This window comes from Streptomyces rishiriensis, assembly GCF_030815485.1.
GTDB lineage: Bacteria > Actinomycetota > Actinomycetes > Streptomycetales > Streptomycetaceae > Streptomyces > Streptomyces rishiriensis_A.
Map to the genome: position 1 here is coordinate 2,677,237 of NZ_JAUSWV010000002.1, position 18,596 is coordinate 2,695,832.

Below are 18,596 nucleotides of genomic sequence, written 5' to 3' on the forward strand. Positions count from 1 at the left end.
GGACCGGCCGGATCAGGTGCGGTAGGCGTAGAAGTACGCGGTCGGGTACGACGAGACGAGACTCGCCACCGACCTGCGCAGGGTGTTGTTCGAGTGGTAGGTCACGTACGGGACGCCGCCGCTCTTGGCCGTGACGATCATCGTGTGGTCCTTGGACCCGTCGCGGTCGAAGTCCATCTGGAGGACGTCGCCGACCTCGAGCTGGTAGACGTTGGCGAGCGCGGTGGTCCGCTTGGAGTTCTGGGCGAACCAGGACCACTCGTTGACGCCGACGAACGAGTCCGACTGGATGTCGGCGTTGCCGAACCACTTGGTGTAGTCGTACACGTAACCGGGGACGTGCTTCCAGCCGCCCGCCTTCAGGGACTGGCTGACGAAGTTGGTGCAGTCGCCGCCGGCGCCGTGGCCGTTGTAGTCCGGATAGTCCTTGTTGTAGACGTTCCAGTACTTCTCGGCGTAGGTCGCCATCGCCTTGTAGTCGTAGGCGGTGCCCGTCTTCGGGACGGCGGCCGGATTGCGGGTGGTCGCCGCGCGCGGGGCGTTCGGCATGGTGTCGTCGGCCGTCGTGGTCGCCTTGACGGACGTCGGCTTGCTGAGCGCGTTCACCGCGAGACCGCCCTGGTCGGTGTCGCGGATGTCCGTCAGCTGCCAGTCGCCCTGGCGGTCGGCCTTGAACGTCAGCTCGTGGTGGGCCTCGAAGCCGGTGCTCTTCGGCTCGTTGCCACGGACCTTCTCGTAGGTCAGCGTCGTGCTCTCGGTGACCGCGGCCTTGGCGGTACGGCCGGTCACCCGCGTGGCGTTCAGGGTGACGGTGGTGCTTGCCTTGCTGTACTTCTCGCCGGCCTTCGCCAGCTTGTCCTTGCGGTCGCCCAGCGAGGACAGGGCGGCGTCCTCGGTGCGGGCCGTGCCGGACGACAGCTTGACGTCACCGGAGAAACCGTCGGTCAGCGGCTTCGACCGGTCGCCCTGCTTGCCGGCGACCAGTGCGTCGGTGCGGTCGGTGAAGACCGCGTCGGCCAGCCGCTGGAAGGTGGCCTTGGTCCGGGCGTCGACCTTGGGGTCGTCGACGACCGCGGCGCCGGCGGACCAGTTGGGCAGCAGAGCCACTCCGGCGACGACGGAGGTGGCGGCTGCCCCGAGTATCGCGACGCGGCGGCGGGTCGCCCTCAATTTCCTTGACTTCACTGATGTTTCCCCTCTTGCCCCGGCGGAGGGATGCCGGGAAGGGCATCTTTGCATGGCGTGTGCGGCCGTTGTGAAGAGGGGACTCGGTTGAGGTTTGGTTACTTCACGACGGTCGACCAGTCCGGATTCTGCGCCGGATCCAGGGTGCGCAGCCGCTCGAGCGTCGTCGGCGTCTGCACGTCCATCCAGTCCGCCAACTCCTGGAAGGACACGCACTTGACGTCCTTCTTGGTGCACACGTTCTCGATGACCTGGTCGACGGACTTCATGTAGATGCCGCCGTTCCACTCCTCGAAGTGGTTGCCGATGAACAGCGGGGCCCGGCTGCCGTAGTACACGCGGTTGAAGCCGGCCATGTAGGCGTCGACGGTCTCCTGCTCCCAGGTGGGGTACTGGGCCGCGTCGCCGTCGACCTCGCCGTCCGACTGGTTGTAGAGGAAGTTGAAGTCCATGGACAGGCCCTGGTACTTGCCGCCGTCGTAGGGCAGCAGCTGAAGCGGGAAGTCCCAGATGCCGTTCTTCTTCGTCGGCCAGATCTGGAAGTCACCGGTGGAGCTGGCGTCGTAGCGCCAGCCGTAGCTCTTGGCGGCCTTCAGCAGGTTCGCCTGGCCCTCCAGGCAGGGCGCGCGGCCGCCGACGACCGCCTTCTTGAAGTCGAAGGGGAGCGGGGCGATGTCCTTGTAGCCGGTGTTGGTCTTCCAGTTCTCCGCGAAGGAGTAGAACTGGTCGATCTCGCTCTTCCACTCCTCGACGCTCCAGTCGCCGCCGCCCTTGGCGCCGCAGAAGTGGCCGTTGAAGTGGGTGCCGATCTCGTTCCCCTCCTTCCACGCCTCGCCGAGCTGCCCCAGGGTGGTGCGGATGTGCTCGTCGGTGGGGAAGCTGATGGCCGCCGTGCCCTTGGGGTGCTGGGGCGGGGAGTACAGGTCCTTCTTGCTCTTGGGCAGCAGGTAGATGCCGGTGAGGAAGAAGGTCATGTGGGCGTTGTACTCCTCGGCCATCTTCCGGTAGTGCTCGAAGAGGCCGTCGTCGCCCATGAGGGCGCCGTCCCAGGAGAAGACCACGAACTGCGGCGGCTTTTCACCGGGTTTGAGCGGAACCGCCTTCAACTGCCCCGTCTGCGGCCCCGTGTACGAGGTGGAGCCGTCCCCCAGGACGTGCGTCTTGCCGTCCCACTTCGGCTCCTCGGTGGCCCCCGCCGACGCCTTCTTGTCGTCCCCCGAGGACGCGGTCGGCGCGGTGTTCGTCGTGCGGTTGAGCACCAGGTAGCCGGCCACCAGGGACGCGACGACGAGGAGCGCCGCAAGCGTCAGGAACCCCGGATGCGTGGTGGCGGGGTGGCGCGTTGCCGGAGCCTTGCGGCGGCGGCCCGACGGTGACTTCATGTGCGGATCATTCTCCGGATTTCGGGGACGCGGATGCCCGTGTCGGTGGTCAGCCGAGCGGGCTCATGGCACCTGACCAGATGCCGTACGGGACGCTGTCGTCGGTCGTGCCGGCGATGCCCTTCAGTGGAAGTGGTTGGAGGCTCTTGCCGAGGTCGATGCGGTAGACGACGACCGCCGTGGACACGGCCTTGGCCGTGCCGACGTACCAGGCGGCGGTGTCGTCCTGGGTGGTGCCCGCCTTCCCGGCCACCTGGCCGAGCGAGCCGGCCCGGGCGGCGGTCCGCTGCGAGGCGGGCACGTCGTCCGGGTGGGCGGTGCGGAAGGAGTCCGCGAGCGCGGAGTTGACCTCCTCGGCCACGTCGGCGCCGAACGCGCGGTCGACGGCCGGGGTGTCCAGGACGACCTTGGTGCCGTTCTTGGTGATCAGTCGCACCGAGTACGGCTCGGTGTGCTTGCCGCCCGCGGCGAAGGTGGAGTAGCCGCTCGCCATACGGATCGCGCTGGGCGTGGAGCTGCCCATGGACAGCGCGGGCACCTGCGCCCCGATGCTGGAGGACAGCAGCCCGGACTTCTCGGCGGTGCTGCGCACCACGTCGAGCCCGGTGTCCATGCCGAGCTGCATGAACGGCGTGTTCACCGACAGTTCCATCGCCCGGTGCAGGGAGATCTGCCCGTACGACTCGCCGTCGTCGTTCTTCGCGGCCACCACCTTGCCGCTGCGGTCCCAGTAGGGCCCCTCGGGCGTCTTCACCGGCACCTTGTCGTCGCCGTCGTACAGCGTCTCGCCGGTCACCGGTGTGGTGTCCCCGTCGCGGGTCTTGTGGACCCCGTTCTCCAGGCCGGCCGCGTACACGAACGGCAGGAACGCGCTACCGGCCGAGACGGTGGTGGCGTTGGACTCGTTGTAGCCCTGCGTACGGTGGTCGGGGCCGCCGTAGACGGCGAGGATCCGCCCGTCGGAGGCCACCGAGGAGGCGCCGTAGTGCGCGGTCTTCGCGTTCTCCGGGTCGTCCTTCAGGGCGTCCTTGCGGGCCTTGGTGACCGCGTCGGTGAGCTGGGTCTCGCGCTTCTTGTCGAAGGTCGTGTAGATCTGGTAGCCGCCCAGGTCGAAGTCCTTGTCCGAGATGTTCCCGGCCTTCTTGGCGTACTGGGAGGCGAGTTCCACCAGGTAGTCGCTCTGCTCACCGGTGTCGTACAGCGGGTTGGTCTTGAGCGGTTCGGGGAACTTCGTGTACCCGGCGCGCTCCGCCTTCGACAGCTTGCCGATGTCGACCATACGGTCCAGGGTCCACGACCAGCGCTCCACGGCCCGGGCCCGGTTGACCGAGTTCAGGGTCGGGTCGTAGAGTCCCGCGCCCTTGAGGAGGGAGGCGAGGAACGCCGCCTCGCTGGCGTTGAGCTCGCCGACGTCCTTGCCGTAGTAGGCCTGGGCGGCGCGCTGGATGCCGTAGGTGCCCCGGCCGAACCAGCTGGTGTTGAGGTAGCCCTCGAGGATGTCGTCCTTGCTCATCTGGTTGTCGAGCTTGAGGGCGATCATGGCTTCGGTGAACTTGCGGCTGACCGTCTGGTTCTGGTTGAGGTAGACGTTCTTGACGTACTGCTGGGTGATCGTGGAACCACCCTGCGTGTCGCCCTGGCCGATCGTGCGGAACAGGGCGCGGCTGATGCCCTTGAAGGAGATGCCGGGGTCGCTGTAGAAGCTGGCGTTCTCGGCGGCCAGCACCGCCCAGCGGACGTCCTCGGGGATGTCCTTCAGCGGCATCGCCTGCCGCTGCACCCAGCCGGTGCGGGCCATCGGCGTCCCGTCGGCCCAGAAGTACACGTTGTCCTGCTGGGTGGCGTACGAGTTGATGTTGTCCGGGATGTCGGTGGCCGCGTAGGCGACGACCAGAAGCATGCTGCTCAGGCCTATGGAGGCGAGGACGCCGCCGAGGCACTGCCGCCAGGAGGGTATCCAGCGCCGCCAGTCGCTGCGGCCCGGACGCGGATACTGCGGGCGCAGCTTGCGGGCGTACGGCGTGACACGAGCCACATACGGGGCCAGTACAGCGAGGAGCGGGGCGAGCCGGGGGGCCAGAAAAGAAGAAACCTGCACAAAAAGGGAAGGGCGTGGGGCTTTTCTCCGGTTTTTCGACGAACGCGGCTTTCCTTTGCCGTCACTCTCCGGCATTTCCAGCATCTCCGGTATATCCGATACCCGCAGTTGCATGGTCTCGTCCGCCCGGAAAGACTCGGGCACCTTCAACTGCATGGTTTCGTCCGGTTGTTGGGGCTTGTCCCCCTGCCCCGCCTCGCTCACGACGCGTCTCCCTCCGCACTCCGTATTGCTCGCAGGCAGACGTACAGACTTACGAGGGCCTGACATGGTTGCCGTTGACGCGGCCGCAAACCGTGAACCCTCCCGACCTTGGAGTTCATCGCGGCGCTCTCAAATTACCAGCGCTCTTCGCAATCTCTCCACATAAGAAAACGACAGAAGTGAACAAGGGCGAAACTGCTGACAGCCAGTCCGAGCATAGGGGCTTAGTCTGGCGCCATGCCTCGCTACGAATACCGCTGCCGGACCTGCGGCGACACCTTCGAACTGAGCCGTCCGATGGCGGAGTCCGCCGACCCGGCCGACTGCCCCGCAGGTCACGACGACACAGTGAAGCTTCTCTCGACCGTGGCCGTGGGCGGCACGCGGTCCGCCCCCGCGCCCGAGGCGGGCGGCGGGGGCGGCGGCGGATGCTGCGGCGGCGGTTGCTGCGGCTGACCGCCGCCCGGCGACTTCTCAGGAATTCTTCAGGAACTCCCGCAGGATCCGCTCCCCGGCCAGCACCCCCCGCTCGGGCAGGGCGGTGACCGCCGGCGCCGTCCAGGCGGCGTCGGCCAGCTCGCCGTGCCCGGGACGCCAGCCCCGGTCGGCGACCAGCAGCAGGTCGGCGTCGAGCAGCGAGTCGCCCGCCGCCAGTGTCAGCTCGGCGCCGGTACGGCGGGCCACCTCACGCACGGCCGCGCTCTTGGTCAGCGGCTTCGGCACGGCGTAGATCTTGCGGCCCTGGAGCGAAACGGTCCAGCCGCGGATCTCCGCCCAGGCCCCGAGGTCCCTCACCCACTCCTCGGGCAGCAGCTCGCGCTCCACGACCAGGTAGGCGAACAGGTCCTCGGCGACCCGCTGCTTGCGCAGCCAGAACGGGTCCGCCGTCTTCGCCAGGTACTCCTCCACCTCCGCGAGCGGCGCGCACTCGTCGGCCAGCCTGGCCTGCACGCTCGCGTGCCAGTCCTGGTCGGTCGCGCCGTCGACCAGCAGATGGCCGCCGTTCGCGCAGATCGCGTACTTCGGCGCCGGGCCCGGCAGGTTGATGCGCTGGTACTGCTTGCGCGTCCGGGTGGTCGTCGGCACGAACACCGCCCGGTCGCCGAGGTCGGTCAGCAGCTGCGCCGACGTCTCCGTCATGAACGACAGCGGCCTCGCCTCGTGCACCTCCACGCACAGCAGCCGCGGCGCCCGCGCGTCCGGCATGGTCAGCGCCAGGGCGGCCGCCGAGTAGATGAGCGTACGGTCGAGATCGCTCGCCACCAGAACCGGCATCAGACCGTCACCGCCTTGCCGTCGGCACCGGTCGCGCCCCGGGTGAACTGCGGGTGGATCAGTCCCACGCAGGTGTACGGCAGGTCGCCGACCTCCTCGACCGGCACCCCCCGCTGCTCCGCGAGCAGGCGTATGTGGTGGAGGTCGGCGCCCGCCCCGGCCCGCGCCAGGATCTTCCACGGCACCCGGCGCAGCAGCACCCGGGTGGTCTCGCCGACCCCGGGCTTGACCAGGTTCACATCGTGGATGCCGTACTCCTCGCTGATGCGCTCGACGGCCCGCCAGCCCTCCCAGCTCGGCGTGCGGTCACTGGCGAGCAGCTCCTTCACCGCGCCGCCGACGGCGTCGGCGACCTCGGGGAAGCGGGCGGCGACGGCGTCCAGGAAGGCCACCGAGACGTCCGTGCCCGCCAGTTCGCGGTAGAACTTCGCGCCGTGGAAGTCGTCCGGCCCGACCAGGTCGGCCCGCAGCACGGTCCGCGAGACGAGCCCCGAGACCGTCGAGTTGAGGCAGGCGGACGGGATGAGGAAGTCGTCGCGGGTGCCGTACGTCCGCACGCAGGAGCCCGGGTCGGCCAGTACCGCGATCTCCGCGTCGAAGCCGGCCGCCCCGCCGCCCGCCTCGAACTCCTCGATCGCCGCGGCCAGCTCCCGGGTGATCGCGCCCTTGCCGGTCCACCCGTCGACGAAGACGACGTCCCGCGGGTCGTGGTGAGCGGCCAGCCAGCGCAGCGCGTTGGCGTCGATGCCCCGGCCGCGCACGATCGACACGGCGTAGTGCGGGAGGTCGAGCCCGTACCGGAACTGCGCCCAGCGGCGCATCAGCACACCGACGGGGGTGCCGGCCCGGGCGAGCGAGACGAGCACAGGCCGCGGCGACCGCTCGGCGATCACCGTCTCCGTCACGACACCGACCGCCTGCGCGATGCGCGCCGCCGACGTCTCGAGCGCCGCGTGGAACAGCTCCTGGTACTGCTCGCTCGGCTGGTACTCCACGGGCAACGACTCGGCGTAGTGCGCGCCGCCGCTCTGGATGGCCTCCTCGCGCTCCTCGGTCGGCGCCTCCAGCGTCACGTCCGAGAGGTCCTGGAGCAGCCAGCCGACCTCCTCGGGCGCGTACGAGGAGAAGGCGGGGCCGCGGAGGGGCTCGGGCAGCATGGCGGGTCTCTCTTCCGACAAGGCGGCTGCGTACAGCGGCTCGGGGACGTACGACGGCACGACCGCGAGGACGACGTGCGGGGTGTGGGCGGCGAGCCGGGACAGGAGACCGTCGGGGGCGTGCAGCTCCCGGGTGTCGGCCACCGAGTCCACGACGGCGACGACGGCGTCGAAGCCGCCGCCCGCGACGTTGTAGGCGAAACGCTCGCCGGGGCCGTCGGCCGGGTCGTCGTGCGCGGGGAAAACGATACGGCTGCGTATCGCGTAACCCGGGTCGTCGACCGCGAGGACGGGTGAGCGGGTGGTGGTCGAGTAGCGCACCTCGGCGGCCACCATCTGCTCCAGCTCACGGGCCAGCCTGAGCGGCGCGTACATCAGCTCCTCGAAACCGAGCACGAGGACGCGTTCGACGCCGTCGGGTATCGCCTCGGCGAGACGGGCCGTCATGGCGGGCAGGGCCGCCTCCAGCCTGTCCCGGTGCCTCGGGGTGAAGCCGTGCCGGCCGCCGTCCGGCAGCCCTCGGGGCCAGTTCAGGTCCACGCGGGACATGTGGCCGAGGGGCCGCGTCTGCCCGGTGCGGTCGTCTCCCGGGTGCGGGTCGTGGGGGGCTTGTCGCGAGACCGGCCCCGACGGCGCCACGGACGTGTGACCGCCTGCCGCGGCAGTCTCGTAGCGGGCGACCAGCTCCTGGCCTTTCTCCAGCACCCCTTCCGGGAGGCGTACCGTGCCCGAGGCGGCGGCGACCAGGTCGACCTGGGCGCCGATCTCGCGGGCGAAGTGGGCCAGGCGGCCCGCGTCGGCCGGCGAGCGCATGTCGACGAGGGCGACGACGACGTAGCGCCGCCTCGGATAGCGCTCGTGCAGAGCGCGAATGGTGTTCAGGACCGTGTTGCCGGTCGAGAACTCGTCGTCGACCAGGACGAGTGGTCCGTCCCCGACCAGCAGCGTCGGGTCCTCCGGCAGCAGCAGGTGCGAGGTGGCGTGCGAGTGGGACTCCTCGAAGCCGCCCGCCTGTGCGACCCCGGCGACCGGGCGGCGGGTGGAGTGCAGGTAGGGGGCGGTGCCGAGGCCGTCGGCGACCGAGTGACCGAGGCCGGTGGCGGTCTCCGCGTACCCCAGGACGACCGCTTCGGCCGACTCCTCGGCGCCGAGCAGCTCGCGCACCCGGCGGCCGAGGGCGAACCCGTGGGCGTGCACCACGGACGGCGACTGCGGGACGTGCTTGCCCAGGACGTTGGAGACCAGCAGATGCGCCCGCTTGGGGTTGCGGCGCAGGGCCAGCCCCAGCAGGCCCGTCAGCGCCGGGTCGCCCACGAGCTCGACACCGAGCCGCTCGGCGACCCACGTCCCGGTCCAGAGCCCGGCGTGCCCGTTGTTCACTGCGTTGTTCATGCGTCCCTTGTGAGTGAGGTGGTTCTTCAGCCGGGTATACCGGCGGCGAGCAGGTCGACGAAGCTGACGTCCTCGTGCGCGACACCGAAGACCTCGGCGCGGAGCATGGTGCGCTCGGCCCAGGCGCGGTGCGGCTTCACCTCGTTCATCTTGTTCGTGTACTGCGACCGCAGCACACCTCCGCCGCCGCGTTCCGGCCGCAGGATGTCCGCCGCGTCGCTGTACTCCTCGTGACTGACGACGGACAGCGCGTGCACGGCCGGCACATGCGAAGGGTGGATACAGGTCTTGCCCAGCAGACCGTTGGCGTGGTCCAGGGAGATCTCGCGCAGCAGCCCGTCCATCGCGTGCTCTATCAGTTTCTCGCGCAGTTCCACGGCCTGCCCCTCCAGGAAGGGGCTGTGCCGCAGCATCGGCTTGAACATGCGCTCGGGGACCCGGAAGTACTCCCACACCGGACCGGTCACCGTGAACCCGGTGCCGTCGGCGCGGCCCAGCATGTTCACCACGTCGGCGATCACGGAGGCGACGATCTGGACGTCGTAGGCGGTCATGTCGGGCGCTCTGCGCAGCCCGTACGAGGAGCAGAAGTCGGTCACGCCGAGGCGCAGCGCGAGGACCCGGCTGCGGTATTTGTCGACGGCGCGGGCGATGCCCTCCAGGGCGTCCACCCGCGACTCGCGGTACATCAGCTGGGGCGTCTCCAGGACGGGCATGCCGAACAGCCGCCGCCCGCTCGCCGTCTCGGCGCCCGCCAGCGCCTCCAGGAAGGGGATGCCCCGCTCCTCGGTGAACTTCGGGAAGACGAACCCGCTCAGCAGCTCAACGGAGGGGCCGAGCCGCCGGACCAGGTCGGGGATCTGTTCGGGCGTCCGCACCCTGATGAAGAGCAGCGGCGGCTCCGCTCCCTCCGCCTCCCTGCGCCCCGCCAGGTCGGCGAACTGCCGGACCAGGTTCTCCTCGCCGGCCTCGACGTCCTCGTCGCCGATGGAGTCCTCCAGGCACAGCACCATCGACACCACGCCGCGCCCGGTCTGTTTGACGACGTCGTCGGCCAGCCGGGGCCGGGTGGCCGGGCTGTACAGGGTGGCCCCCAGGGCCGCGGAGAGCAGCCTGGCCGGGGACTCCGTGTCGAAGACACACGGTTCCCGGTGGAAGAGGCGCTGTCGCACCTCAGGGGCGAGGTGCCCGAAATGACGCATGAATCTCCCCCGTGGTGCGAGTAAGTCTGTGGATTCGGTATGAGGTGGCCGGTAATAGTACGTAGGGATCCGTGTCGGAGGTTCCCACCCGGCATGAATTTCAGGTAACTCGCGGATAAGACTTGCCGTGTACCCCGCGTTGTCGTGAGCAGGCCCGAGAAGGCAGGATGACCGCATGACGCACGCGATGCTGAAGGGGTCGAACGTCCCGCTGAACGCCACCACGGTACGCGCCGTGCTGCGCTGGACCCCCGGGCAGGGGGTCCCGGACGTCGACGCCTCGGCGCTGCTCCTCGGCCTCGACGGCCGGGTGCGCTCCGACGAGGACTTCGTGTTCTACAACCAGCCCCGGCATCCTTCCGGGAAGGTGTGGCGGCTCGGCAAGAAGCGCGTCGCCGAGAGCCTCACGGACACCATCCAGACAGATCTGTCCGGTGTCGAGTCCGGCGTCGGCCAGATCCTGCTGGTCGCTTCGGCGGACGGGGTGACCTTCGACCGCGTACGTTCCCTCACCATCGTGCTGTACGACGCGGCAGCCGACGGTGAACCGCTGGCCACGTTCGACATCCGCCCCGAGACGGGCGAGGAGACGGCGCTGATCTGCGGCGAGCTGTACCGGCGCGGCGAGGGCTGGAAGTTCCGCGCCCTGGGCGAGGGCTACTCCGACGGCCTCAAGGGCCTGGCCACCGACTTCGGCATCTCGGTGGACGAGTCGGAGGAGGCGTCGGCCACGGCCCCCGAACCGGCCCCGCCGACGCCCAGTCTCTCCCAGCCCCTGCCGCCCGAGCAGCCGACCTCGACCGTCCCCCAGCCGCAGCCGGCGTACGGCTACCCGGCCAGTCTCCCGACCTACGGCTACGGCTATCCGGACGGCTCCTTCCGGCTCCCCCCGCAGGGCCCCCAGTTCGTCGGACGGTGAGCCGCCGGGCGGCCCGGGGCGCGGGCTCCAGAGACGTGGGCTCCTGAAGCTCGGGGGCCTGAAGCCCGGGTGCCGCTCGGGCGCTACTTCTCGACCTTCGTCTTGTAGCCCCGGCCCCACTGCAGCCCCCAGCCGTACAGGCGGTCCAGCTCCGCCTGGAAGCCGTACACGAACCGCACCTCACGGCGCACCATGAGCTCGTCCTTGACGTTCTCGATCATCACCACCGCGCAGGACCGGGCCTGCGGGTGCCGTTCGTCGAGGCCTATCTCGATCCGCGGGCCGTTGCTCGGGTACAGCGTGACGACGGCGTGCGTGCGGTCGAACGCCGGCGTCTGGTCGTAGATGTAGACGAAGACGAGCAGCCGCTTGATCTGTTCCCGGTGGTCGAGGTTGACGTACATCGTCTCGCCGGACGCCGACCCGAACCGGTCGTCCCCGCTCAGCTTCACGTAGGGCGCCCCGTTCACGTCCCCCAGCAGACCGCCGAGCGGCTGCACGACCCCCTTCGTCCCGTCGGCCAGCTCGTACAGGCAGCCGAGGTCGAGGTCGACGTTCACCATGCTCTGGCTGTGTCCGACGACCTCCGGCGGCCGCAGCGCCTTGAAGGGGTGCCGCAGCAGGCTCTCCCGCTGCGGTCCGCCGATGTCGGACGTCCGCATCCGCCAGGTCAGGTTGACGCGCAGGTTGCCGGTCGCGGCGCCCTGCTTGGTCAGGGAGACCTGGTGATGCCGCTTGGTCAGTTCGATCGCGTTGGTGGCCGCGTTGCCCGAGTCGAAGTCGGCCGCCCGGCTGCCCAGGAGCCCGTCGAAGATACCCATTCCCGCCCCCACGTCCACTGATGAAAACCGGCGGGGCGGCCGGTGGAGGACTCGTCCTCGACCGACCGCCCCGCTCAGAGCGTTCCTCGCTCCCCGGGAGATCACACCCCGGACGAGACCTCAGTCTTCTCGTCCGAGCCCTGGGCTTTTCCCTCGGCCGCCGCCAATGCGCGGTTGCGGCGTACGGAGGACAGGAAGGACCACCCGATCAGGACCACGCCGACGAGGCCGGTGATGACCTCGTTGATCTGGTACTGGATGGTGACCATGAGGATCACGGCGAGGGCGCCGATCGCGTAGTGGGCGCCGTGCTCGAGGTAGACGTAGTCGTCGAGGGTGCCCTGGCGGACCAGGTACACGGTCAGCGAACGGACGTACATGGCGCCGATGCCCAGGCCCAGCGCCATCAGCACGATGTCGTTGGTGATGGCGAAGGCGCCGATCACACCGTCGAAGGAGAAGGACGCGTCGAGGACCTCGAGGTAGAGGAACATGAAGAACGCGGCCTGACCCGCCAGGACGACCGGCGAACGCTTCTTGCCGGTGCGCGCGGCCTCTTCCTCCTCCTCGTGCTCGCGTTCCTCCTCTTCCTCGAGCTTGTCCTCGAAGTAGCCGGAGAGCCCGCCGACGACCATGTACGTGATCAGACCGGCGATGCCGGAGATCAGCACCGTCTCCGCCTTGTCGGCGTGCGCCCCGCCGTGCTGGTGGGCGTGGGCCGCGAAGGTGAAGGAGGTGATCAACAGGACGATCAGCGCGATGCAGACCGACAGCATGTCGACCTTGCCGAGCTTGGCCAGGGGCCGCTCGATCCAGCGCAGCCACTGGATGTCACGGTCCTCGAAGATGAAGTCCAGGAAGATCATCAGCAGGAACATGCCACCGAAGGCGGCGATCGACGGGTGGGCGTCGGTGACCAGCTGCTGGTACTGGTCCTTGTCGTTGAGCGCGAGATCGACGGCGTCGATCGGGCCGATCTTGGCGCTGATGGCGACGATCACGACGGGGAAGACCAACCGCATGCCGAAGACGGCGATGAGGACACCCACCGTGAGGAAGATTTTCTGCCAGAAGGCACTCATCTTCTTCAGGATCCCGGCGTTGACCACCGCGTTGTCGAAGGACAGCGAGATCTCGAGGATGGAGAGGATCGCCACGATGCCGAAGGCCTCCCACCCCCCGTAGAGGACCGCTGCGACCAGGCCGAGCGCGGTGACCGCGAACGACCAGCCGAAGGTTTTCAGAAGCACTGGCTACCCAATCGTGTCTGGGGGTCCCCCCAAGCGAAGCTCGGGGAGGGTTTCCCCCGCGCCGTACTCGGCTTTACGAAACGTTGACTCCGAAGTCTAGAGCGATGCCTCGCAGTCCCGACGCGTACCCCTGTCCCACGGCCCGGAACTTCCATTCCCCCTGGTATCGATAGAGCTCACCGAAGATCATCGCGGTCTCCGTGCCGGCGTCCTCGCTCAGGTCGTAACGGGCGAGTTCCTGCCCGTCGGCCTGGTTCACCACCCGGATGAACGCGTTGGCGACCTGGCCGAAGGTCTGACCCCGCTCGTCGGCCATGTGGATGGAGACCGGGAAGACGATCTTGTCGCACTGGGGTGGCACCTTGGAGAGGTCCACCAGCAGTGACTCGTCGTCGCCTTCGCCCTCACCGGTGAGGTTGTCGCCGGTGTGCTCCACCGAGCCGTCCGGGCTCTTGAGCTGGTTGTAGAAGACGAACCACTCGTCCCCCATCACCCGCCCGCTGTTGCACAGCAGCGCGCTGGCGTCGAGGTCGAAGGGGGCTCCGGTGGTGGAGCGCGCGTCCCAGCCGAGTCCGATCATCACCTGAGTGAGGTTCGGCGCGGCCTTGGACAGGGAGACATTGCCTCCCTTGGCGAGCGTGACGCCCATGATTGCTGGTCCTCCCCTAGGTGGTGCTCAGGTGCTTCCTCTTCGGTTGTCCTGCACGTCCGGCGCCGCCCGTAAACGGTGCGGCGCCGGACGGTCGGCCCTTCGGGCCCTGCGGACGACTCAGACGTTGACGCCGAAGTCCTGCGCGATACCGCGCAGACCCGACGCGTAGCCCTGACCGATGGCCCGGAACTTCCACTCCGCGCCGTGCCGGTACAGCTCGCCGAAGACCATCGCGGTCTCCGTCGACGCGTCCTCGCTGAGGTCGTAGCGGGCGATCTCGGCGCCGCCGGCCTGGTTCACGACGCGGATGAACGCGTTGCGGACCTGACCGAAGGACTGCTGCCGGTTCTCCGCGTCGTAGATCGACACCGGGAAGACGATCTTGTCGACGTCGGCCGGGACTCCGGCGAGGTTGACCTTGATCGCCTCGTCGTCGCCCTCGCCCTCGCCGGTGGTGTTGTCACCGGTGTGCTCGACCGAGCCGTCGGGGCTCTTGAGGTTGTTGAAGAAGACGAAGTTCGCGTCACTGGCGACCTTGCCGGCGCTGTTCACCAGCAGCGCGCTGGCGTCCAGGTCGAAGTCGGTGCCGGTCGTGGTGCGGACGTCCCACCCCAGACCGACGATGACCGCGGTCAGGCCCGGGGCCTCCTTGGTCAGCGATACGTTGCCGCCCTTGCTGAGGCTGACTCCCACAAGTCCTCCATTGGTGTCCTGGGGCGGGGAGCCCCTGGTGCGTCGGATATCGGATCAACGAGTCGATCCTAGTAACGGGTTCCCGCCCCACGCAGGCCCTGGAGCCGAAGAATCACAGGGTGTCGAGCGCGGCGACGTACTCGCCGAGGTCACGGGCGTCCGGCAGCGCGTTGCGCACGCTCCAGCGCACCAGGCCCTCCTTGTCGATGACGAAGGTGCCGCGCACCGCGCAGCCCTTGTCCTCGGCGAAGACGCCGTAGGCGCGGCTGACCTCGCCGTGCGGCCAGAAGTCGCTGAGCAGCGGGTACTCCAGGCCCTCCTGCTCGGCGAAGACGCGCAGGGTGTGGATGGAGTCGTTGGAGACGGCGAGCACCTGGGTGTCCCGGTCGGTGAACCTGGGCAGGTTGTCGCGCACCTCGCACAGCTCGCCGGTGCACACGCCGGTGAAGGCGAAGGGATAGAAGAGCAGGACGACGTTCTTGCTCCCGCGGAAGTCGGAGAGCTTCACGGCCCGGCCGTGGTTGTCCTTGAGCTCGAAGTCGGGGGCCTTGTCGCCGACCTGGATAGCCATCGCCTGGATGTCCCTTCGGTGGGGCTGTCTGGGTGAGTCCACCCTACGCAGCGAGCGCCGAAGACCGCCGGACGGGCCGAGCACGAAGGCCCGGCCCGTCCGGCGTCACATCACTTCACGGCACTTATGGACGTCACTCCCTGGACGTCACTTCTTGGACTTCGCGGCCTTGGGCGTCACCAGCCGGCTGCCACTCCAGTCCTTGCCGACGCTGACGCTCTTGCTGGCCGACAGACCCGCAGTCGTCGAGGCTTCGGAGATGTCGCTCGGCTCCACGTATCCCGTACGGCCGGTCTTCGGCGTCAGGAGGAGGATCGACCCGCCTTCTTCGATGTACGTGGTGGCGTCCACCAGCGCATCCGTCAGGTCTCCGTCATCGTCGCGGAACCAGAGCACCACGGCGTCGGCGACGTCGTCGTAGTCCTCGTCCACCAGATCGCTGCCGATGACTTCCTCAATGGACTCGCGGAGCTCCTGGTCGACGTCGTCGTCGTAGCCGATCTCCTGGACCACCTGCTCGGGCTGGAAACCCAGCCTGACGGCAGGGCTGGTCCGCTCCTCCGCGTGGTCCGCGGTCGCGCTCACGGGTTGCCTCCTGATCATGATTCGGGAATAACTCAGCCACGCGCGTGCGCGAAGCATTGGCCGTAGTCCACACGGGCGGGACGGATCGCGCAAGTACCCGGCGGTTCGGACCGCCGAAACGGTGACGATCCTGGCCGTGTCGACGCAACTCCAGGCACACGATGCGGACGGACAGTGACGTACACCACACCTATCTGCCCTGTTTGCGTATTTGAGAACCATCCAAGGGTACGAGATTCGAACGAGTGCCGGTTACCTCGGGGTAGAGATGACGTTTGCGGCCCCTAGGTACACGATGGGGGCGGTGCAGGCACTGGATGCGCAGCGAGACGCCCCGCGGCCCACCCGCGAGGCGCGAACGAGAAACACCGTCCCACACAGCCCTCTGACAGGTAAGGAACAGCGTGGCTTCCGGATCCGATCGCAACCCGATCATCATTGGCGGCCTTCCGAGTCAGGTTCCTGACTTCGACCCCGAGGAAACCCAGGAGTGGCTCGACTCCCTCGACGCCGCGATCGACGAGCGCGGCCGGGAGCGGGCCCGCTATCTGATGCTCCGGCTGATCGAACGGGCTCGCGAGAAGCGCGTGGCCGTGCCCGAGATGCGCAGCACGGACTACGTCAACACCATCCCCACCAGGGCCGAGCCGTTCTTCCCGGGCAACGAGGAGATCGAGCGCCGGATCCTCAACGCGACCCGCTGGAACGCGGCCGTGATGGTGTCCAGGGCCCAGCGGCCGGGCATCGGGGTGGGCGGTCACATCGCGACCTTCGCCTCCTCCGCGTCGCTCTACGACGTCGGCTTCAACCACTTCTTCCGCGGCAAGGACGAGGGCGACGGCGGTGACCAGGTCTTCTTCCAGGGCCACGCCTCCCCGGGCATCTACGCGCGCGCGTACCTGCTCGACCGGTTGAGCGAGCAGAACCTCGACGCGTTCCGCCAGGAGAAGTCGAAGGCGCCGCACGGGCTGTCCTCGTACCCGCACCCGCGTCTGATGCCGGACTTCTGGGAGTTCCCGACCGTGTCGATGGGTCTCGGCCCGATCGGCGCGATCTACCAGGCCCGGATGAACCGCTACATGCACGCGCGCGGGATCGCCGACACCTCGAAGTCGCATGTGTGGGCGTTCCTCGGCGACGGCGAGATGGACGAGCCGGAGTCGCTCGGCCAGCTGACCATCGCCGCACGTGAGGGCCTCGACAACCTGACCTTCGTCGTCAACTGCAACCTCCAGCGCCTCGACGGCCCGGTGCGCGGCAACGGCAAGGTCATCCAGGAGCTGGAGTCGGTCTTCCGGGGCGCCGGCTGGAACGTGATCAAGCTGATCTGGGACCGCTCCTGGGACCCGCTGCTCGCCCAGGACCGCGACGGCACCCTGGTCAACCGGATGAACACGACCCCGGACGGCCAGTACCAGACCTACGCCACCGAATCCGGCGCCTACATCCGCGACCACTTCTTCGGGGACGACCAGCGGCTGCGCGCGATGGTCGAGGGCATGACCGACGACCAGATCCTGCACCTGGGCCGCGGCGGTCACGACCACCGGAAGATCTACGCGGCGTTCAAGGCGGCCGTGGAGCACACCGGCCAGCCGACGGTCATCCTCGCCAAGACGGTCAAGGGCTGGACGCTGGGGCCGAACTTCGAGGGCCGCAACGCCACCCACCAGATGAAGAAGCTGACGGTTGCCGACCTCAAGGGCTTCCGTGACCGGCTGCACCTGCCGATCTCCGACAAGGAGCTGGAGGGCGGCCTCCCGCCGTACTTCCACCCCGGTCGGAACTCGGAGGAGATCCAGTACATGCACGACCGCCGCAAGGGTCTCGGCGGGTACGTGCCGACCCGTGTCGTGCGCTCGAAGCCGCTCGCGCTGCCGGACGACAATGCGTACGCGAGTGTGAAGAAGGGCTCGGGTCAGCAGTCCATCGCCACGACCATGGCCTTTGTGCGGCTCCTCAAGGACCTCATGCGGGACAAGGAGCTCGGCAAGCGCTTCGTGCTGATCGCGCCGGACGAGTACCGCACCTTCGGCATGGACTCCTTCTTCCCGAGTGCGAAGATCTACAACCCGCTCGGCCAGCAGTACGAGTCGGTGGACCGAGACCTGCTGCTCGCCTACAAGGAGTCGCCGACCGGGCAGATGCTGCACGACGGCATCTCGGAGGCCGGCTGCACGGCGTCCCTGATCGCGGCGGGCTCGGCGTACGCCACCCACGGCGAGCCGCTGATCCCGGTCTACGTCTTCTACTCGATGTTCGGTTTCCAGCGCACCGGCGACCAGTTCTGGCAGATGTCGGACCAGCTGGCGCGCGGCTTCGTACTGGGTGCGACCGCCGGGCGTACGACCCTGACCGGTGAGGGCCTCCAGCACGCGGACGGCCATTCCCAGCTGCTCGCCTCGACGAACCCGGGCTGCGTCGCCTACGACCCCGCGTTCGGCTTCGAGATCGCGCACATCGTGCGGGACGGTCTGCGCAGGATGTACGGCAGTTCCGCCGAGCACCCGCACGGTGAGGACGTCTTCTACTACCTGACCGTCTACAACGAGCCGATCCGGCACCCGGCCGAGCCTGCGGACGTGGACGTCGAGGGCATCCTCAAGGGCGTGTACCGCTTCAGCGAGGGCACCTCGGGGTCGATCCCGGCGCAGATCCTCGCGTCCGGGGTGGCCGTCCCCTGGGCGGTCGAGGCGCAGAAGATCCTCGCCGAGGACTGGAACGTCAAGGCCGACGTGTGGTCGGCGACCTCCTGGAACGAGCTGCGGCGCGAGGCCGTCGAGGTCGAGCGGCACAACCTGCTGCACCCGGAGGAGGAGCAGCGGGTGCCGTACGTGACGCGGAAGCTGACCGGGGCCGAGGGGCCGTTCGTGGCCGTCTCGGACTGGATGCGGTCGGTGCCCGACCAGATCGCGCGCTGGGTGCCGGGCACGTACCAGTCGCTGGGCGCGGACGGGTTCGGATTCGCGGACACCCGGGGCGCGGCTCGCCGGTTCTTCCACATCGACGCCCAGTCGATCGTCGTGGGGGTGCTGACCGAGCTGGCGAAGGAGGGCAAGGTCGACCGGTCGCTGCTGAAGCAGGCCATCGACCGGTACCAGCTGCTGGACGTGTCGGCGGCGGACCCGGGGGCGGCCGGAGGCGACGCGTAGCACGGGGCGCACGAAGGGGTGGCGGAGCTGCGGCTCCACCACCCCTTACTCGTTCTTT

General features: G+C 68.6%; 15 protein-coding genes. 3 read left to right on the plus strand and 12 right to left on the minus strand.

Annotation, left to right across the window (positions count from 1 at the left end; translation table 11 throughout):
- Window positions 1-12 precede the first annotated feature (12 nt).
- From QF030_RS14420 to QF030_RS14430, 3 genes are all read right to left on the minus strand, one after another.
- Entirely contained in the window at window positions 13-1,185 is a 1,173-nt protein-coding gene (locus QF030_RS14420; protein WP_307163070.1) for an amidase domain-containing protein, read from the minus strand.
- 98 nt (window positions 1,186-1,283) lie between these two features.
- Window positions 1,284-2,567 carry a hypothetical protein gene (locus QF030_RS14425; protein ID WP_307163071.1) on the minus strand — a complete coding sequence of 428 codons (1,284 nt, stop codon included), beginning with the start codon at window positions 2,565-2,567 and terminating at the stop codon, window positions 1,284-1,286.
- A gap of 49 nt (window positions 2,568-2,616) precedes the next feature.
- On the minus strand, window positions 2,617-4,821 hold the full coding sequence (locus QF030_RS14430) for a transglycosylase domain-containing protein (RefSeq protein ID WP_307167571.1): 2,205 nt from the start codon (window positions 4,819-4,821) through the stop codon (window positions 2,617-2,619).
- A gap of 285 nt (window positions 4,822-5,106) precedes the next feature.
- Here QF030_RS14430 and QF030_RS14435 point away from each other — a divergent pair, with 285 nt between their 5' ends.
- Complete coding sequence (locus QF030_RS14435) at window positions 5,107-5,325, plus strand: FmdB family zinc ribbon protein (RefSeq protein ID WP_307163073.1); 219 nt, start codon at window positions 5,107-5,109, stop codon at window positions 5,323-5,325.
- 18 nt (window positions 5,326-5,343) lie between these two features.
- Here the strand turns inward: QF030_RS14435 and QF030_RS14440 are convergent, their stop codons facing one another.
- The 3 genes from QF030_RS14440 to QF030_RS14450 are packed head-to-tail and all read right to left on the minus strand — an operon-like array spanning window position 5,344 to window position 9,895.
- Window positions 5,344-6,144, minus strand: coding sequence for an HAD family hydrolase (locus QF030_RS14440; protein ID WP_307163074.1), 801 nt, complete (start codon window positions 6,142-6,144; stop codon window positions 5,344-5,346).
- Complete coding sequence (locus QF030_RS14445) at window positions 6,144-8,693, minus strand: phosphoribosyltransferase (protein WP_307163075.1); 2,550 nt, start codon at window positions 8,691-8,693, stop codon at window positions 6,144-6,146. The genes QF030_RS14440 and QF030_RS14445 overlap by 1 nt, the downstream gene beginning before the upstream one ends.
- Window positions 8,694-8,719: 26 nt before the next feature.
- Complete coding sequence (locus QF030_RS14450; protein WP_307163076.1) at window positions 8,720-9,895, minus strand: HpcH/HpaI aldolase/citrate lyase family protein; 1,176 nt, start codon at window positions 9,893-9,895, stop codon at window positions 8,720-8,722.
- A 175-nt stretch (window positions 9,896-10,070) separates the two neighbouring features.
- Between QF030_RS14450 and QF030_RS14455 the strand changes: the two genes are divergently transcribed.
- On the plus strand, window positions 10,071-10,814 hold the full coding sequence (locus QF030_RS14455) for a TerD family protein (RefSeq protein ID WP_307163077.1): 744 nt from the start codon (window positions 10,071-10,073) through the stop codon (window positions 10,812-10,814).
- 83 nt (window positions 10,815-10,897) lie between these two features.
- Here QF030_RS14455 and QF030_RS14460 read toward each other — a convergent pair whose 3' ends face one another.
- From QF030_RS14460 to QF030_RS14485, 6 genes are all read right to left on the minus strand, one after another.
- Window positions 10,898-11,635, minus strand: a complete 738-nt coding sequence (locus tag QF030_RS14460; RefSeq protein WP_307163078.1) for a TerD family protein — start codon at window positions 11,633-11,635, stop codon at window positions 10,898-10,900.
- Window positions 11,636-11,736: 101 nt separating this feature from the next.
- Window positions 11,737-12,885 carry a DUF475 domain-containing protein gene (locus tag QF030_RS14465; RefSeq protein ID WP_307163079.1) on the minus strand — a complete coding sequence of 383 codons (1,149 nt, stop codon included), beginning with the start codon at window positions 12,883-12,885 and terminating at the stop codon, window positions 11,737-11,739.
- A gap of 73 nt (window positions 12,886-12,958) precedes the next feature.
- On the minus strand, window positions 12,959-13,534 hold the full coding sequence (locus tag QF030_RS14470; protein ID WP_307163080.1) for a TerD family protein: 576 nt from the start codon (window positions 13,532-13,534) through the stop codon (window positions 12,959-12,961).
- A gap of 120 nt (window positions 13,535-13,654) precedes the next feature.
- Window positions 13,655-14,230 carry a TerD family protein gene (locus QF030_RS14475; RefSeq protein WP_062649187.1) on the minus strand — a complete coding sequence of 192 codons (576 nt, stop codon included), beginning with the start codon at window positions 14,228-14,230 and terminating at the stop codon, window positions 13,655-13,657.
- A gap of 112 nt (window positions 14,231-14,342) precedes the next feature.
- Window positions 14,343-14,801, minus strand: a complete 459-nt coding sequence (locus QF030_RS14480) for a peroxiredoxin (protein WP_307163081.1) — start codon at window positions 14,799-14,801, stop codon at window positions 14,343-14,345.
- A gap of 147 nt (window positions 14,802-14,948) precedes the next feature.
- Window positions 14,949-15,386 carry a DUF3052 domain-containing protein gene (locus QF030_RS14485; protein ID WP_020126915.1) on the minus strand — a complete coding sequence of 146 codons (438 nt, stop codon included), beginning with the start codon at window positions 15,384-15,386 and terminating at the stop codon, window positions 14,949-14,951.
- A 404-nt stretch (window positions 15,387-15,790) separates the two neighbouring features.
- Here QF030_RS14485 and aceE point away from each other — a divergent pair, with 404 nt between their 5' ends.
- Window positions 15,791-18,538 (plus strand): pyruvate dehydrogenase (acetyl-transferring), homodimeric type, encoded by a 2,748-nt coding sequence (aceE, locus tag QF030_RS14490; RefSeq protein WP_307163082.1) that lies wholly within the window; start codon window positions 15,791-15,793, stop codon window positions 18,536-18,538.
- Window positions 18,539-18,596: the final 58 nt, after the last annotated feature.

What these genes read in the sequence shown, in the direction of transcription:
- QF030_RS14425 (WP_307163071.1), bottom strand. Translation starts at nt 2,567, where the DNA reads ATGAAGTCACCGTCGGGCCGCCGCCGCAAGGCTCCGGCAACGCGCCAC.
- QF030_RS14430 (WP_307167571.1), bottom strand. Translation starts at nt 4,821, where the DNA reads ATGCAGTTGAAGGTGCCCGAGTCTTTCCGGGCGGACGAGACCATGCAA.
- QF030_RS14435 (WP_307163073.1), top strand. Translation starts at nt 5,107, where the DNA reads ATGCCTCGCTACGAATACCGCTGCCGGACCTGCGGCGACACCTTCGAA.
- QF030_RS14440 (WP_307163074.1), bottom strand. Translation starts at nt 6,144, where the DNA reads ATGCCGGTTCTGGTGGCGAGCGATCTCGACCGTACGCTCATCTACTCG.
- QF030_RS14445 (WP_307163075.1), bottom strand. Translation starts at nt 8,693, where the DNA reads ATGAACAACGCAGTGAACAACGGGCACGCCGGGCTCTGGACCGGGACG.
- QF030_RS14450 (WP_307163076.1), bottom strand. Translation starts at nt 9,895, where the DNA reads ATGCGTCATTTCGGGCACCTCGCCCCTGAGGTGCGACAGCGCCTCTTC.
- QF030_RS14455 (WP_307163077.1), top strand. Translation starts at nt 10,071, where the DNA reads ATGACGCACGCGATGCTGAAGGGGTCGAACGTCCCGCTGAACGCCACC.
- QF030_RS14460 (WP_307163078.1), bottom strand. Translation starts at nt 11,635, where the DNA reads ATGGGTATCTTCGACGGGCTCCTGGGCAGCCGGGCGGCCGACTTCGAC.
- QF030_RS14470 (WP_307163080.1), bottom strand. Translation starts at nt 13,534, where the DNA reads ATGGGCGTCACGCTCGCCAAGGGAGGCAATGTCTCCCTGTCCAAGGCC.
- QF030_RS14480 (WP_307163081.1), bottom strand. Translation starts at nt 14,801, where the DNA reads ATGGCTATCCAGGTCGGCGACAAGGCCCCCGACTTCGAGCTCAAGGAC.